Here is a 14,845-nt window from a genome sequence, read left to right as displayed (position 1 = left end):
GAAGGGGAGGGGCCGGTGGAACAGAAGCAGGCCGTGTACGGGCGCGAGTCCCTGGAGGGCTTCGTCCCGGGGATACAGCCACCCGCGCGGCGCCCGTTGAAGATATTCGCTTTCGATCCGAGCCTGCGGCGCGCAGCCGGGAACCTCGCCGTCGTCGATGTCGTCAACGAGGACGTCAAGCCCGGCCCGGAGGGCCGGCTGGTGCAGGTGGTCGACTACAACGCCACCGATGACGTCTACTACCCGCCGATCAACCTCGACGACCCCGATGTGCTGATCCAGCGCGGCCTCGATCCCTCCGATTCTGACCCGCGTTTCCATCAGCAGATGGTCTACGCGGTGGTGATGAAGGTGATCGAGAATTTCGAGCGGGCGCTGGGGCGGCCCTTCTCCTTCCGGCGTCAGCAGAAGCTCACCGTGCTGCCGCACGCGTTCGAGGGCGAGAACGCCTTCTACGACCCGGAAACGGTTAGTTTGCTTTTCGGCTACTTCACCGCAGACCTGGACGACCCCGGCCCCAACCTGCCCGGGCAGACCGTGTTCACCTGCCTGTCGCACGACATCGTGGCGCACGAAACCACGCACGCCATCATCGATCGGCTCCGCAGGCACTTCAACGCGCCGACCAACCGCGATGTGCTTGCCTTCCACGAGGCGATCGCCGACATCGTCGCGATCTTCCAGCATTTCAGCTTTCCGGAAGTGCTGCACGACCAGATCCGGGCCACCCGCGCCGACCTGTCCAAGCCGGGGCGGCTGCTGGAGCTGGCGCGCCAATTCGGCTATGCCACCGGCTCGGGCAAGGCGCTGCGCTCGGCCACCGGGCTCGACCAGGCCACGCCCGACCCGCGGCTGTACACCGAGGTGCTTGAGCCGCACGATCGCGGATCGATTCTGGTCGCTTCGGTCTTCGACGCCTTCTTCCGCATCTACCGCAATCGCACCGCCGGACTGGTCCTAGCGGTCACCGGCGGCTCCGGGATCCTGCCCGAGGGCGAGCTGCAGGCTGATCTGGTCACGCTGGCCACCCGGGAGGCCGCCAACGCCGCGCAGGACGTGCTCACGATGTGCTTGCGCGCGTTCGAATACCTGCCACCGGTGGACGTGACGTTCGGCGACTACCTGCGCGCCATCGTCACCGCCGACTTCGAGCTCAATCCGCGCGACGAGTTCGAGCGGCGGGTGTCGTTCATCGATGCCTTCCGGGTGCGGGGCATCTACGCCCCGGCGGTGTCGTCGCTCGCCGAGGAGGCGCTGCGGCTGGAACGGCCCCGGGAGCTGGAAAACGCGAGCATTCCCGCCGATGTCGTCACCGAGGTGCTGGCCAGCCAATTCGACGTGGTGGAAGGGGGCGAGCGGAAACGCCGTCCTTCATCTGGGTACCTGCAGCTGCACGATTTCGCGATGGCCAACGCCGCCGCGTTGCAGCTCGATCCCACCCTGCCCGATAACCTGTCGCTGCAAGGTTTCCACCCGAGCTTCCACCTCGACGAGAACGGCCAGCTGCTGGTCGAGCTGGTGGCGCAATGGGTGCAGACCCCGCCCGAGGGCGACCCGCGGCGGCTGGAGATCGGCGGTGTGGTCCTGCGCGCGGGCACCACGGTCGTCTTCGCCGCGGACGGCAGCGTGCGTTACGTTGCCGCCCGGCCGTTGCCCGGACCCCACCTGACCTACGAGACCCATCGGGCTGTGGCCGCCCAGCGCGTGGAAGAGTTCCAGCGTTACGCGGGCGAGCTTGACGAACGCGACGCGCTGCAGCCGTGGAGCGACGAAAACTATTACGCCACAAGAATGTCGCGGCGCGCGAAGATCACCGCAGCGCATCTGGCGCGCCCCTCGCGTAGGAGTTCCGATGCGTGAGCATGTGCGGGTGAGGATGTACAACGTCGGCTTCGGCGACTGTTTCCTCCTCGAGCTGCCACGCGAGCAGAACACGCCCTTTCGGGTCCTGGTCGACTGTGGGGCGCACAAGGCCGGCTATCCGAGCGAAGGCTGGAAACCCGAAGTCGCGGTCGCGCAGATCATCGAGGACATCACCGAGGAGGGGAGCGATCCGACCCTGGACGTGGTCATCGCCACCCATCGCCACCAGGACCACGTCAGCGGATTCGAGGCCGAGGCGTGGCGCGATGTCACCGTCGGCGAGGTCTGGTTGCCGTGGACCGAGGACCCGAAAGACAAACAGGCCGCGGTGATTCGCAATCGCCAAAGCCGCCTCGCCCACGGCCTGCAACTCGCCTTCCAGCAGCCCGGTTTCAACCAGCGCTGGAGTGGGGTCCGGGAAGGCAAAACCCGGATAGAAGCGCTGCGCGCGCTCGCGGCCAACTCGCTCAGCAACGAGGCCGCGATGAAGACCCTGCACAGCGGCTTCCGCGGCAACCCGGTGCGGCGCTTCCTCAGCACCACCAACACGAAGAGCATCGTCGCGCAGGGCTGCGAGAACCTGACCGTTCACGTGCTCGGGCCGTCACGCGATCCGGAAGTGATCCGCGACATGGATCCGCCGGCGGGACAGTCGTATCTGCGCTTCGGCAACGGGAGCGGCCCGGCTGCCGGCTCCGCGCCGGACAGGCCCTTCGCGCGCAGCTTCACCCTCTCGCCCGCCGACTATGAATCCGTTTACGAGGGCGGGGTTTCAGAGGAGATCAAGGCGGCCGCGGTATCGATGATGCGCGATGACGACCTTGCCACGGCGGTGTCGCTGGACAAGGCGGTCAACGGTACCAGTCTGATGCTTATGTTTGAATTCGGGGAAGCGTTCCTGCTCTTCCCGGGCGACGCGCAATGGGGCACCTGGAACGCGGCAATGTCCGATCCGGACGCACGGGAGCTGTTGGCACGCACCACCTTCTACAAGGTAGGCCACCACGGCAGCCACAACGCCACTCCGGTCGAGTTCGTCGAGGAAGTGCTGCCACAGGACGAAAACGTATGGGGCACCGCCACTTCGGTGCATCCAGTCGGGTTCTGGCCGGAAATCCCACGCAAAGAGCTCCTGACCGAGTTGAAGAAGCGCTCCGACCGTATGGTGCGCAGCGACAAGCCTGGCCGCAGCGGAAACGGCGTGGCGGTCCGGTCCACGATCGGGGTGGACTTCGAAGTCCCGTGCTGAACCGTTTCCTGCCGAATTGACATCGCAGACGTAGTCACCAATAATAATCAACGCACTATGGTGATCTTTGCCACCTGAGCAGCAACGTTTGCTAGATCCTTGGCGCGCTACAGTCTGTCGGCTCATCCCTCGCAAAGCCCGGCAAAGGATCCTGAATTGGTCACGACACTGCTTCCTCCTGTTCTTGATCGAGGAACGGCAGGCATCGCGATTCCCAGCTCAGCGGGAAGGCCACCCTGGTGGCGGACCGGCTGGGTGCCTGCTGCGCTGCTGCTGAGCCTCGTGCTCGTGACGCTTAACTACTTTGGCGTTCCCTACGCGGACCTTGCGAAGTTTGTCGTTTACCTTGCCTTTTGTGTCACGATTCCCGGCACGCTGATCTGGCGGTCGATCACCAGGCGCGTGCACGCGTTCGGTGAGGAGGCGGCCGCGGGCACGGCGCTGGGCATCGCGCTCGAAGTGCTCACCTACATCCCGGCTCGCGCCGTCGGAGTCCCGCTGCTCGTGCTCGTGTGGCCGCTGGTGACGATGCTGTCATTTGGGATCGCGCCAGGGCTGCGCCGGTATTGGCGCGCCACCGGTTCTGCTGGGCGCGCACCGATGTGGCACTCGTGGGCGATTTGCTTTCTGCTGGGCCTGTTCATGGTCTACATCACGGCGTCGTTCTTCCGCGAGTCCGCCGTCGACAGCGTCGGATACACCTTCACCGATACCGACTCGGCCTGGTACCTGGCCATTGTCGGAGAACTCAAACACCACATGCCGCCGATGGTGTCCTACGCGCCCGAGGGCCCGCTGAAGTATCACTGGTTCGTCTTCGCCGACATGGCGGCGGCGAGCTGGATCACCGGGATCGAACCGTTCCTCCTCCTGCGCCGGCTCTCGCTGCTGCCCTACTTCGCCGTTCTCGCCCTGCTCGTTCCCGCCATCACCCGCAGGCTCACGCGAGCCTGGTGGACCGGGCCGGTGGCGCTGCTCGTGACCTTCTTCGTGCTCGCTCCGCACCCCTTCAAATGGCTGGTGAGCAACCAGCTTTCGGACATCGGCTTCGACAGCGTCCTGGACGCCTCACTGCTGCGCACCACGTTGTGGCTCGGTCCCCCGATCACCCTGGCCGCGGCGCTGTTCGCGGCGGTCGTTCTGCTGCTGGTGGAGCTGCTGGGGGCGCAGATCCGCGGCGCCGCGGCGTGGCTGGCGCTCACTGTGCTGCTCGTGGCGGTCTCGGGCGCCAAGGCCACCTTCATTCCGCTGCTTCTGGCCGGGCTTGGCTGCGTGCTCGCGGTTGGCCTGCTGCGCCGCAAGGTCTCTCGGGTGGCGCTGATCGCCACTGGGATCGCGTTGGCGAGCGCGGCCTTTTCGATGCTCGTCCTCCTCGGCGGGTCAGCTTCCGGCCTGGTCTACTGGCCGCCGCTGCAGCTGTTGTACGTGACCGGGTTTGCCGCGCCGACGCGCGTGCTCCCGGGAGCGAGTCCCCTGTCGTCGGCCGTGGTGATGATGCTCGGGATCTCTGTGCTGTGCTGGGCCGGTATCTGGGGTGGGCTGATCGGTCTTCGACGCGACGCGGCCAGGAGACCAGAGGTGCTGATGTTCGTCGGCATTGGCGTGGCCGGGACAGCAGCCGCGCTGCTGTTCAGCCACCCAGGCCTGTCGCAGGACGCTTTCTTCCAAGGCATGCGGCCATATCTGAGCATCGCCGCCGTGGTCGGACTCGCCGCCATGGTCACCAGATCCGGCCTGGGCCGGCGGCTCGTGGTTCCGGCCTCGATCGCGGCCGCGACCGGATTGTTCGCGGTGCTCGTCCTGCGCGGGTTGGGCAGCTCGGTGATGCCTAGGGTCATGGACGTGCCGGGCAGCCGCCGATCGGTCATGATCGCGCTGGCTTGGCCGTACCTCGTGCTTGTCCTCCTGGTCATCACCGCGGCCGTTTTCCTGTTCCGATCCGCGCGCACCCGCGCCGCCGCACCGGTTCTCCTGCTGGCCATGGGTATGGGCATGGGCTTGGAAACGGCGCTGCACGACCGCGTGGTCAGGCCGGTCAAGGTGGCCATGGAAACGCAATGGCAGCCGAATCTGCCAAGTCACGTCAGCCAGGGATCTCGCGAAGCGGGCCGGTGGATCCGGGACCACTCGGCACCGTCGGACGTGGTGGCTACCAACGCTCACTGTCTTTTCAAAGAAGACTGCGCCAACGTGAGGTTCACGGCCACCGCGTTCAGCGAGCGGCGGGTGCTCATCGAAGGCTGGGGATACCAGGCCAAGACACTGAAGGCCGCGCAAGAGTCCGGCAGCTCTCACTTCTATGTCCCCTACTGGAATCCGGACCTGCTCGCCGTCAACGATGCGGCGTTCATCACCCCCTCGGCACAGACCCTGGGCCGGCTGCGCGACCAGTACGGCGTGCGGTGGCTGTTCGTCGACCGCAGCATCAGCGAACCGGCAGCAAACCTGGGCGAGTTCGCGCGTCTTCGCTTCAGCAGTGGTTTCTGCGACGTGTACGAGGTCTTGCCCGCCGCCTGACGCGACACAAACAATGCGGATCGCGGCACACTCTTGCCGCGATCCGCACTATTCGGGGATTGGCTGGGGCTCAGCCTGCCGCGTTGCGGAAGGTGGGCAGAAAACCGCCCGACTGTCCGGCTGCGGTGGGGTGGTAGGAGACGCTGATGTCGAGGAAGTTCACGGCGTGCAGCCACTTGGTCCCACCGCTGCACAACTGATGCCCGACGAAGATCGATCGAACGTCGGCGAACACGAAGCCATAGCGGCCCGCCGCGTCGCGAATGACGTTGTCCACGATGTTGATACCATCGTTGATTCTCGATCTGGAAGTCTCACTCAGGCCGATGCAGAACGTCCCGAGCTGGTAGAAGACCGGGTAGCTGAGAACCACCACGCGCGCGGAGGGGGCGCGGGCGCGGATGGCCGAATACGTGTTGTTGAGCAGGCCCGGCAGGCTGTTCTGCGCGAAGGTGATCCCGGCTTGGACCGCGCTGAGGCAGGCCTGTTCGCCCTGAAGCGCACAGGTGCTCATGACGTTGGAGAAGCCGGCGTCGTTGCCGCCCACACTGATGCTGACCAACGTGGTGGTCGCCGAGAGCGCGGACAGCTGCGAATTGATCACCGTGGCCGTGGTCGCGCCGGAGCAGGCGACCGAGGTGAAGGTAGTAGGGGCATTGGCCGAAGCCCACAGCGCCGGATAGGCATTGGGGCTTCGCTTGCAGGAGCCGCTCGAGGCGATGTAGTTGCCCGCGCCCACACCGGAGGAGTAAGAATCTCCGAGTGCGACGTAGTTGACGGCGGCTGCCGCGTTGGCTGGGCCGGACAGGCCGAGGACGAGGCCACAAGTGGCGACGAAGGCCACGGACAGCCTGGCCAGGTAAGGACGCATGTGTCCTCCATGACGGGGGTGAATGTCGACAATGGACAGTGTCCGCCATAAATTCACTGTCGTAAATGCTCGACTAGGTCGGTCCCATCAGGCGCTCAGTGAGCCGATCCAGCCGGCGCGGGTGACTATCTCTGTGGCCACAACATCGGGCGGGCGTTCATTGACTACGGCGAAGTCTTCGATGCGGGCGGCATCGAGGATGGCTTCGTGCTCGGTCAGCGCGGTCAGGTGCCGTTCGAGTTTCAATCCGCCATCGCGGCCGCGCAGGCGTGCGCGAACGGTGTCGGGCGCGGCTACCAGCCGGACCACTTGGACGGTGCATCCGGCCAGGCTGGCCGCAAACCGCGATCGCCAAGCCGCGGTGTCGATGCCCGCCGAGACCACGATGTGACGGGCGCCGATGGCCTTGTAGTTGGCCCACAGCGCGGCCAGGTTGATGCATTTGAGACCGTCGTAAAAGCCGGTCACCGGAACCCCGGCGTTGGTCGGTGGCGGCCCGAATTGAGCCAGCGCGTCGGTGTCGACCACCGCGACGGCGGTGCCCGCGGCGGTCAGGACACGGCCGATCGCGTCAGCCACTGTTGACTTTCCAACTCCGCCGACGCCGATCAGCAGCAAGGCTTGATACATGCGGCCTCCTGCGCGATATCGTGTGGTTAGGTGATTGAGCTATGGCAGTATGGCGATCGGGCCGCGCTTTCGTGGCGGTGCCGGATCCGGGCCCCGCGAGCACGCTCGACGAGCTGGTCGAGGTGTTGAGGTTGTTGAAGACCTGGGCCGGCGACCCTTCGTACGAGATGATAAAAGACCGGATCAACGACGCCTGGCGAAAGGCGGGCCGGCCGGAGGGTGAGCTGGCCCGGCGGACCACGGTCGCGGACTGTTTCAAAGCCGGCCGGCGGCGGGTCAACACCGAGCTGGTGCTCGCGGTCGTGCAGGCGCTGCATCCGGAGACGGGCTACGTGACGCAGTGGCAGCAGGCGCTGCGGGTGATCGGCGGGGAAGTCGCTGCGGCGGCACAGGTTCGGGTCCAGGACTGCCTTCCGCGGGGGCTGGCCGAGTTCACCGGCCGCCACGCCGAGCTGGACAGGCTAAGGCGTGCGCTGCGGCACGGCTTCTCCGACGGTGGCACCGTTGTCATCTCGGCAATCGAGGGGATGGCGGGGGTGGGCAAGACCCAACTGGCCATCCACGCCGGACATCTGATCACCCAGGAGCATCACTGCGATCGGGTGCTGTTTGTCAACCTACGCGGATTCCATCCCGACCCGGCTCAGCCGCCGGCCGATCCGGCCGCCGTCCTCGACGGTTTCCTGCGCCTGCTGGGCGTGCCCGGCCAGCAGATCCCCCACGCGCTGAAGGCCCGAGAGACCTTGTACCGGGAGACGCTCGCGGGCAGCCGGACCCTGATAGTGCTGGACAATGCCGCCGACTCCGACCAGGTGCGGCCGCTGCTGCCCGAGACGGCGGGCTGCCCGGTGCTGGTCACCAGCCGCCGCAGTCTTACGGGTCTGCCCCGCGCCACCCACGTGGCGGTGGACGTGTTCACCCCCGATGAGGCGCTGGAGTTCCTGAAGGCGGCCGCGCCCGAGGTCGGCATCGGCACCGACCCCACCGCGCCGGCCCGGATAGCCCACCGCTGCGGTGGCCTGCCGCTGGCGCTGGGGCTGGTGGCGGCGCACATCCGCACCACCACCGGCTGGACCCTGACCGACCACGCGGATCGGCTCGACGAGCGCCATGCCGCCCGGCGTCTTGACTCCGCCGTCGAGCTGGCCCTCGACCTTTCCTACCAACACCTTGGGGCCACTCAGCAACGGCTGCTCCGGCTGGCGGCCTCGCACCCGGGTCAGGACCTGGACGCCTACGCGGCCGCCGCACTGTCGGGTGTGGACCTTCGATCCGCCCAAGCCGGGCTGCAAGCGTTGTGCCGCAACCATCTGCTGCAAAGAAGCACACCTGGCCGGTACCTGTTGCACGACCTGGTCCGCAGCTATGCCGTCACGCGAGGGGCCGACGAAGACTCCCTTTCTGAGCGCCGAGCCGCGCTGACTCGGCTGTTCGACTACTACCTGGCCACCACCGCGGCCGCGATGGACGGCATGTATCCGGCCGAGGCGCACCGCCGGCCTTCTGTTGCAGTGGCGGCAGATCCGGCTCCGGTCGTGGCCGACCCCGAATCCGCCCGCCGGTGGCTGGACGTGGAACGCGCCAGCCTGGTCGCCGTCGCCGCGTACACCGCCGCGCAGGGCTGGCCCACCCACACCACGCGGCTGGCCGAATGTCTCTTCCGCTACCTCAACGGTGGGTACCATACCGACGCCCACGCCGTACACAGCCACGCGGTGCACGCCGCCGCGCAGCTCGGCGACCCGGCCACCCATGCACAGGCGCTGACCAATCTTGGCGTCGTCTTCATGTGGACCGGCCGTTATGAGCTGTCGGCCAGGCATTTCGAGCAGGCGCTGCCCCTGTTCCGGCGGGCTGATCACCCGGCCGGCCAGGCCCGCGCGCTGGCCAACCTGGGCGTGCTCAGCGAACGGCTCGGGCGTTACCTGCCGGCGCTTGACTATTACGGACTCGCCCTGCCCCTCAACCAGCAGATCGGCGACCTGGTCGCGCAAGCCTCCACGCTGGCCAACATCTGCGTCATCAAGGTGCGGCTGGGTCAGCACCTGGAAGCCGTCGAGCTGCTCGAGCAGGCGCTCGCCCTGTGCAGGCAGGTCGGCGACCGCATCGGCGAGGCCGCCGCGCTCAACGTGCTCGGCCACGCCGAGAGCAAGCTCGGCCGCAACCAGCCGGCCGCCGACCACCTCCGGCAGGCGCTGACCCTTTACCGGCAACTGGGGGACCAGAACGGTGAAGCGGCAACGCTTGACAGCCTTGGGCTCTTCCACGTCGGCCTCGGCCGGCCCGCTGAGGCCACCGAGCACTACCGGCAGGCACTGGCCATCGTGCGGGAGATGAACGACCCGCAGGGGGAGGCGTGCGCGCTCAACGGTCTGGGCGAGGCGGCCCACGCCGCGGGCTCTGCCGTCGAGGCGGTTCGCCACCACGCCGAGGCCTACGCGATCAGCGCCGACATCGGCGACCGTGACCAGCAGGCACGCGCCCACACCGGCCTGGGTCGCAGCCACCACACCCTGGGCGCCCTCATTCCCGCGCGAGACCACTACCGGCGGGCCTTGGCCCTGCACACCGAGCTGGGCAGCCAACCCGAGATCGACCAGATCGGTGTCCAGCTGGCCCGCATCGACCGCCGTCTCGTCGAGCTCGCCTAGTTGCCCGCACATCCGGGATCGTCCGGAAAGTCTGTGCCGTTCGCCGCGCGGGCGCAGGCTCGATCGCAGGTTCTCACGCGATCAAGGGGGCTGCACATGGTGGCTAGCGTTCGCACCATCCAATGTGGATGGAAGCATCGCCCCGTCCGGGGGGCAGCGGCGGCCGTTGCGGAAACGTATGGTGCGGGCTATGTCACGCAACAGGAATGCCCGCAAACTATTCATAGGAGCTGTGGCGATTTCCACGCTTCTGGTCGCATCACACGGATTCGCGGCACCCGCCGTGGCAGCCGTGCCCTCCGGTAAGGAACAGTCCATCCGCGACCGGGTGCCGGGCGGATTCGCCAGCTGGGGTGACCTGTTCACCTACCAAGGCGTGATGAATCAGGGCCTGGCCGAAATCGTCGCCGCGGGGCAGTCCGCCCCGTTCTCCGGGTTCGGCAACGCCATCGCCGCACCCGAGTCCAGGCAGCTGGTGATCTACTGGAAGGGAGAGGTCCCGTCCCAAGTGCTGGCGGCCGTCGAGACGGTCCGGCAACGGGTGCCGGTGAAGCTCCTGCCCGCCAAGTACACCAGGCAGGAGCTGGCCGCTGCGGTGCTTGCGCTCAGCAAGCACCCCGAAATCGTTGAGGCCGCGCCACAGTCCGATGCGAGCGGGGTGTCGGTCACCCGGCGCAAGGGCGCGGCCAGCACGGTCGCGGCTCAGGACACCGTGCGCAAGCTTGGCGTCGCGGTCTCGTTTGGACCGGATCGGGCTGCCTCTCACCTCCCGTTCAGCCGGCAGGACGACAAGGCCAAGTGGTCGGCCGGGGGGAGGACAGCCAAGTGCACCACGGGTTTCGCCGTCAAACAGGGTGGCCGGGAGAAGCTGCTCTCCGCGGCCCACTGTGCCCTCAACGATGGCGAACAGGTAGTCAAGGAGATCGCCTTCGGGACCGCGAACCCCACCATGTACGTCGGCACCCTCGAACAGCGATCTGTCGCGCGCGATGTAGGGCTGATACACGCCAACGGCGGGAGCAAAGGCGGGATGTGGGACGGTCCCTACCTGAGCACCCAGTACAAGATCGTCAGTGGGGCTACGCCGAGCGTTGAAGGCAACTGGCTGTGCACCTCCGGGGCGGTTTCCGGCGTGCTGTGCGGACTGCGAGTGACGCAGATCCTTGCCTCCAATGGACCTTATTTTCCGCTGGTGCGGGCGGACCAGGTGAACGGTCTCACCGGCGGCGGCGAGGGGGACAGCGGTGGGCCGGTGTTCGAGCTGCCCAATCCGGACAACGGCACCGTCATCGCCAAGGGCATCTTTCAGGGCGGAGATAGGGACTACGCGGTCGCCTGCGCAGGCCAGGTGTTGCCCCGGGAGTGCTCGTCGCGCATCTACTACGCCGATGTGATCGACACGCTCGACTTCTACGGCGCGAGCATCTGCAAGAACCTGTGCCCATCCAACCGGACCGACCTGAGCGGCGACGGGCTGGGCGATCTCACCTTCCGTCTGGCCAGCACCCAAAACCTGTACCTGAACAAGGGAAATGGCAACGGGGGGCTGGGATATGTGAACACTCAGATCGGCAATGGCTGGCAGGACACCCAGCTGCTCATCGCGCCCGGTGACTTCTCCGGCGACGGCCTCAACGATCTGGTCTTCCGCAAGCCCAGCAACATGGGTTTGTACATGATCACGGGCAATGGCAGTGGGGGCTGGACCAACCAGCAGCAGCAGATCGGTTCGGGCTGGCAGGACGTCGAGATGCTTACCTCCGCGGGCGACTTCTCCGGCGACGGTAAGCCGGACGTGCTGTACCGGCGGATCAGCGACAAGAACCTGTACATGGTGCGGGGCAACGGAACCGGTGGCTGGATCACCGGCGCCAGCGAGCAGATCGGCACCGGCTGGTACGACATGGATATGATCATCGCGTCGTCGGACTTCTCCGGTGACGGCAAGCCGGACGTGCTATATCGCCGGACCAGCAACCAGAACCTCTACATGATCCGCGGCAACGGTGCCGGTGGCTGGATCACCGGCGCCAGTGAGCAGATCGGCACGCTCTTCTACGACATGGACATGGTCCTCACCCCGGACGACTTCTCCGGCGACGGCAAGGCGGACCTGGTGTATCGCCGTACCAGCAACAAGAACATGTACCTCATTCGCGGCAATGGGTCCGGTGGCTGGATCACCGGCACCAGCGAGCTGATCGGCACCAGCTGGCAGGGCGTGGACCTGATTGCCGGAGCAAGTAACAGCTAGCCGTCAGGCCGCGGCGAACGCTTCGGCCAGGCGGCGCATGCCCTCGGTGATCTCCTCGGCGGTGTGGGTGGTGAAGGACAGGCGCAGCGTGGCTGGGTCCGGCTGGGTGGCGTAGAAGGGGGCACCCGGCACGAAGGCCACGTTGCGCTGCAACGCTTTCGGCAGCAGGGCGGCGCTGTCGGAGCCGGCCGGCAGCCGCAGCCAGGTGAACATGCCGCCGTCCGGGTCTGTCCAGCGGCTGCCAGGCGGCGCGGTGTGCGGCATGGCCGCGATCATCGCGTCGCGGCGGGCGCGGTAGGCATCGCGCAGGCCGCTCACGTGCGCGTCCAAGTCGGTGGTGGCCAGGTATTCGGCCGCGGCGGCCTGGTCGATGGTGGAGGTGTGCAGGTCGGCGGCCTGTTTGGCGACGGTCAGCACGGGCCGTAGCGAAGCCGGCGAGCGCACCCAGCCCAGCCGCAGCCCGGGTGCGGCGATTTTGGAGAAGCTGCCAAGGTGCAGCACCCGATCCGCAGCGGCGGGCTGTGCGGCCAGGGCGGGCACCGGCTCGCCGCGGTAACGCAGCTCGCCGTACGGGTCGTCTTCGACGACCCAGGTGCCGTGGGCGGCGGCCAGATCGGCCACCTCGGCGCGCCGGGCCGGGGTGAGCGTACGGCCGGTCGGATTGGCGAAGGTCGGCACCAGGTAGAGCATCCGGGGCCATTCGGTGCGCAGCACGGCTTCCAGCGCTGCCGGGTCGATGCCGTCGTCGTCGGAGGGCACCGTGACGATCCGCGCACCGGCGAGCTGAAAGCATTGCAGCGCAGCCAGATACGTCGGCTCCTCGACGGCGACGACGACGCCGGGGTCGAGCAGCGCGGTGGCGATCAGGGTGAGCGCCTGCTGCGATCCGGTGGTGATCAGCAGATCCTCGGCGGCCGTGGGAAGACCGCGCACGGTCATCCGTCCGGCGACCAGCTCCCGCAGATCGACGTTGCCCTCGGTAGGGGCGTACTGCAGGTGCCGGCGTCCGTCCGGGGCGGAGAGCACCCGGTCGAAGGCCGCCCGCAGGCCGTCCAGGTCGAACAGCTCCGGCGCCGGCAGCCCACCCGCGAACGAGATGACCTCGGGCCGGCTGATCAGGGCAAGCAGGTCGCGGACGGGTGAACTGGCCACCCCGCGCAAACGTTGGGCGAAGACCATAGGTGCGGACATCTGAGAGAACCCCCGAGCAGCGTCAGACAAGGACCGCGGAGCTGGGGCACAGCCGTTCGGGCTGCCCGTCCGGGCGAAAAGTGGGCTGCCTGATCGAGGAGCCACCCTCACCTTAGCGAACGCTAAGGTGAGATCCCACTCCGGGGTGGGCGTCAACAGTCCACAATGGACTGCGGGCGTCGGGTTCGGGACAGTGCGAACGCTATGCGTAGTAAGCCACAGACGGCTTCGGGCCAGGGCCGCCTAATGGGATGCGAGTTCCCTTACCAGGAGGCCCACCATGGAATTTACCGAGTGCCCCGATCCCACCTGCATCGCGCCGGCCGAGGTCCTGAACAGGTTCGTGCTCCCGTCAACGCAAGGCGGCGAGCCTTTCGTGAGAACCGTTTGCGTGCACCGGCATTGGTTCATGCTGCCGGCGACCTCGCTGAAACCCAGCCCGGCCCCGGTGCCGGGGGCGATCTCGGCCGAAGATCGCCGCCGCGGGGGCTGATGAACCCACCCTAGGCACGGGCGGAGCCGGTCACCGGCTACAGAAGGCCTTCCACTGGGCCAGGCCGGCGGCGTCGCGCAGGCGGTAGTCGCCGGTCTCCCAGTCGAGGTCGAAGTAGGCGGCGAAGACGGCCTTCTGCTCGGTCAGGTACCGGGCGGAATCGGCCAGCCAGGCCGCTCTCGCGGCGCCGGTGTCGCCGGTGGCCAGGTGTGACCCGAACTCCGACACCGCCCAGGGCCTGCCTTCGCCGCGGGCGATGGTGACGATCTGCCCGAACAGGGTGGCCGGGGCGGTGTAGCGGCCCTTTTCGGCCTCAAGGTTGTAGACGTCCCAGCTGAGCACGTCGATGGTGGCGTTGCCCGGATAGTAGTCACGCCAGTTGCGTCCCGAAGCCGGGCGCAGGGTCCACTCCATAAGCACCAGCGCGGAACGCAGCCGGGCGTTGCCCGCTTCGTTGGCCAGGCCGCGCAACCGCTGCCACGCCGAGCGGTATTGGGCCGCCGTGAACTCGCCGTCGCGGATGTTGTCTTCCGGCTCGTGGTAGTAGGTCCAGTAGACGTCGATGGTGCGTGGCACGCCGGCGAACCAGGTGCGCATCGCCGCATCGTGTTTGCCCGCGATGACGTCGGCGGCGTTGAACTTGAACGACACGTTGACCGTGCGCCGGGGGATGTCGGCCGGGCTGCCCGGCCACGCGGGCGGTGCGCCGCTGAAGAAGACCCGAACCATGTCCAGGCCGCCGAAGAGCCCGTCCTCACGGGCAAGCGCGTCCCGATAGGTGGAACCCTCGTTGGCGAACGACGCCCCACACAGGGTGCCGCCCGGCGCGGGCGCCGGGGCAGGCGGTGCCGGGGCTCGGGGCGAAGGCGTCGCCGAAGCGGAGGCGCCGGGGGAGGCCGACGGCGAGATGTCGACCGGCAGGGCCGCGACGTCCTCGGCCGACTCGGTGGCGGTGACCTGCGGCTGCGCGCCCGGCGCCGCAGTGTCGTTGGTCAGCACCAAGAACAGCGCGGTCGCGGCGGCCAGCACCAGCACCGTTCCCAGCGTCACCGCCGTGACCGGCTTCCATTGCCGAAGGTTCACGGGGTGGGACTCTACATTGGACAGACCATGATCGCTGCCTGCT

The 14,845-nt window shown here is 67.4% G+C and carries 10 protein-coding genes; 6 read left to right on the top strand and 4 right to left on the bottom strand.

Annotated elements, in window-relative coordinates:
• Nucleotides 1-15: 15 nt before the first annotated feature.
• From Rhe02_RS02705 to Rhe02_RS02695, 3 genes are all read left to right on the top strand, one after another.
• Entirely contained in the window at nt 16-1,860 is a 1,845-nt protein-coding gene (locus tag Rhe02_RS02705) for a gluzincin family metallopeptidase (RefSeq protein WP_203906419.1), read from the top strand.
• Nucleotides 1,853-3,112 carry a ComEC/Rec2 family competence protein gene (locus Rhe02_RS02700; RefSeq protein WP_203906418.1) on the top strand — a complete coding sequence of 420 codons (1,260 nt, stop codon included), beginning with the start codon at nt 1,853-1,855 and terminating at the stop codon, nt 3,110-3,112. Before Rhe02_RS02705 ends, Rhe02_RS02700 begins: the two co-directional genes overlap by 8 nt.
• 255 nt (nt 3,113-3,367) lie before the next feature.
• Nucleotides 3,368-5,629, top strand: a complete 2,262-nt coding sequence (locus Rhe02_RS02695) for a hypothetical protein (protein WP_203906417.1) — start codon at nt 3,368-3,370, stop codon at nt 5,627-5,629.
• Between the two features lie 70 nt (nt 5,630-5,699).
• Here the strand turns inward: Rhe02_RS02695 and Rhe02_RS02690 are convergent, their stop codons facing one another.
• Both Rhe02_RS02690 and Rhe02_RS02685 read right to left on the bottom strand, forming a co-directional pair.
• On the bottom strand, nt 5,700-6,500 hold the full coding sequence (locus Rhe02_RS02690) for an SGNH/GDSL hydrolase family protein (RefSeq protein ID WP_203906416.1): 801 nt from the start codon (nt 6,498-6,500) through the stop codon (nt 5,700-5,702).
• A gap of 87 nt (nt 6,501-6,587) precedes the next feature.
• Nucleotides 6,588-7,130, bottom strand: coding sequence for a P-loop nucleotide/nucleoside kinase family protein (locus tag Rhe02_RS02685; protein ID WP_203906415.1), 543 nt, complete (start codon nt 7,128-7,130; stop codon nt 6,588-6,590).
• A gap of 41 nt (nt 7,131-7,171) precedes the next feature.
• Between Rhe02_RS02685 and Rhe02_RS02680 the strand changes: the two genes are divergently transcribed.
• Both Rhe02_RS02680 and Rhe02_RS02675 read left to right on the top strand, forming a co-directional pair.
• Entirely contained in the window at nt 7,172-9,781 is a 2,610-nt protein-coding gene (locus Rhe02_RS02680) for an ATP-binding protein (RefSeq protein ID WP_203906414.1), read from the top strand.
• A gap of 190 nt (nt 9,782-9,971) precedes the next feature.
• Entirely contained in the window at nt 9,972-12,035 is a 2,064-nt protein-coding gene (locus Rhe02_RS02675) for an FG-GAP-like repeat-containing protein (RefSeq protein WP_203906413.1), read from the top strand.
• A 3-nt stretch (nt 12,036-12,038) separates the two neighbouring features.
• Here Rhe02_RS02675 and Rhe02_RS02670 read toward each other — a convergent pair whose 3' ends face one another.
• Complete coding sequence (locus Rhe02_RS02670; RefSeq protein WP_203906412.1) at nt 12,039-13,226, bottom strand: aminotransferase-like domain-containing protein; 1,188 nt, start codon at nt 13,224-13,226, stop codon at nt 12,039-12,041.
• A 280-nt stretch (nt 13,227-13,506) separates the two neighbouring features.
• Between Rhe02_RS02670 and Rhe02_RS02665 the strand changes: the two genes are divergently transcribed.
• Nucleotides 13,507-13,719 (top strand): hypothetical protein, encoded by a 213-nt coding sequence (locus tag Rhe02_RS02665; protein ID WP_203906411.1) that lies wholly within the window; start codon nt 13,507-13,509, stop codon nt 13,717-13,719.
• A 30-nt stretch (nt 13,720-13,749) separates the two neighbouring features.
• Here the strand turns inward: Rhe02_RS02665 and Rhe02_RS02660 are convergent, their stop codons facing one another.
• Complete coding sequence (locus tag Rhe02_RS02660; RefSeq protein ID WP_203906410.1) at nt 13,750-14,802, bottom strand: glycoside hydrolase family 26 protein; 1,053 nt, start codon at nt 14,800-14,802, stop codon at nt 13,750-13,752.
• Nucleotides 14,803-14,845 lie beyond the last annotated feature (43 nt).

Source organism: Rhizocola hellebori, assembly GCF_016862955.1.
Classification (GTDB): Bacteria; Actinomycetota; Actinomycetes; order Mycobacteriales; family Micromonosporaceae; genus Rhizocola; species Rhizocola hellebori.
The sequence above is the reverse complement of the archived record's forward strand: the minus strand, read 5'-3'. Positions and strand labels throughout refer to the sequence as shown.

Bases quoted from the DNA above. Each gene is read 5' to 3' on its own strand.
- Rhe02_RS02700 (WP_203906418.1), top strand. From the start codon at position 1,853: ATGCGTGAGCATGTGCGGGTGAGGATGTACAACGTCGGCTTCGGCGAC.
- Rhe02_RS02690 (WP_203906416.1), bottom strand. From the start codon at position 6,500: ATGCGTCCTTACCTGGCCAGGCTGTCCGTGGCCTTCGTCGCCACTTGT.
- Rhe02_RS02685 (WP_203906415.1), bottom strand. From the start codon at position 7,130: ATGTATCAAGCCTTGCTGCTGATCGGCGTCGGCGGAGTTGGAAAGTCA.
- Rhe02_RS02680 (WP_203906414.1), top strand. From the start codon at position 7,172: ATGGCAGTATGGCGATCGGGCCGCGCTTTCGTGGCGGTGCCGGATCCG.
- Rhe02_RS02675 (WP_203906413.1), top strand. From the start codon at position 9,972: ATGTCACGCAACAGGAATGCCCGCAAACTATTCATAGGAGCTGTGGCG.
- Rhe02_RS02670 (WP_203906412.1), bottom strand. From the start codon at position 13,226: ATGTCCGCACCTATGGTCTTCGCCCAACGTTTGCGCGGGGTGGCCAGT.
- Rhe02_RS02665 (WP_203906411.1), top strand. From the start codon at position 13,507: ATGGAATTTACCGAGTGCCCCGATCCCACCTGCATCGCGCCGGCCGAG.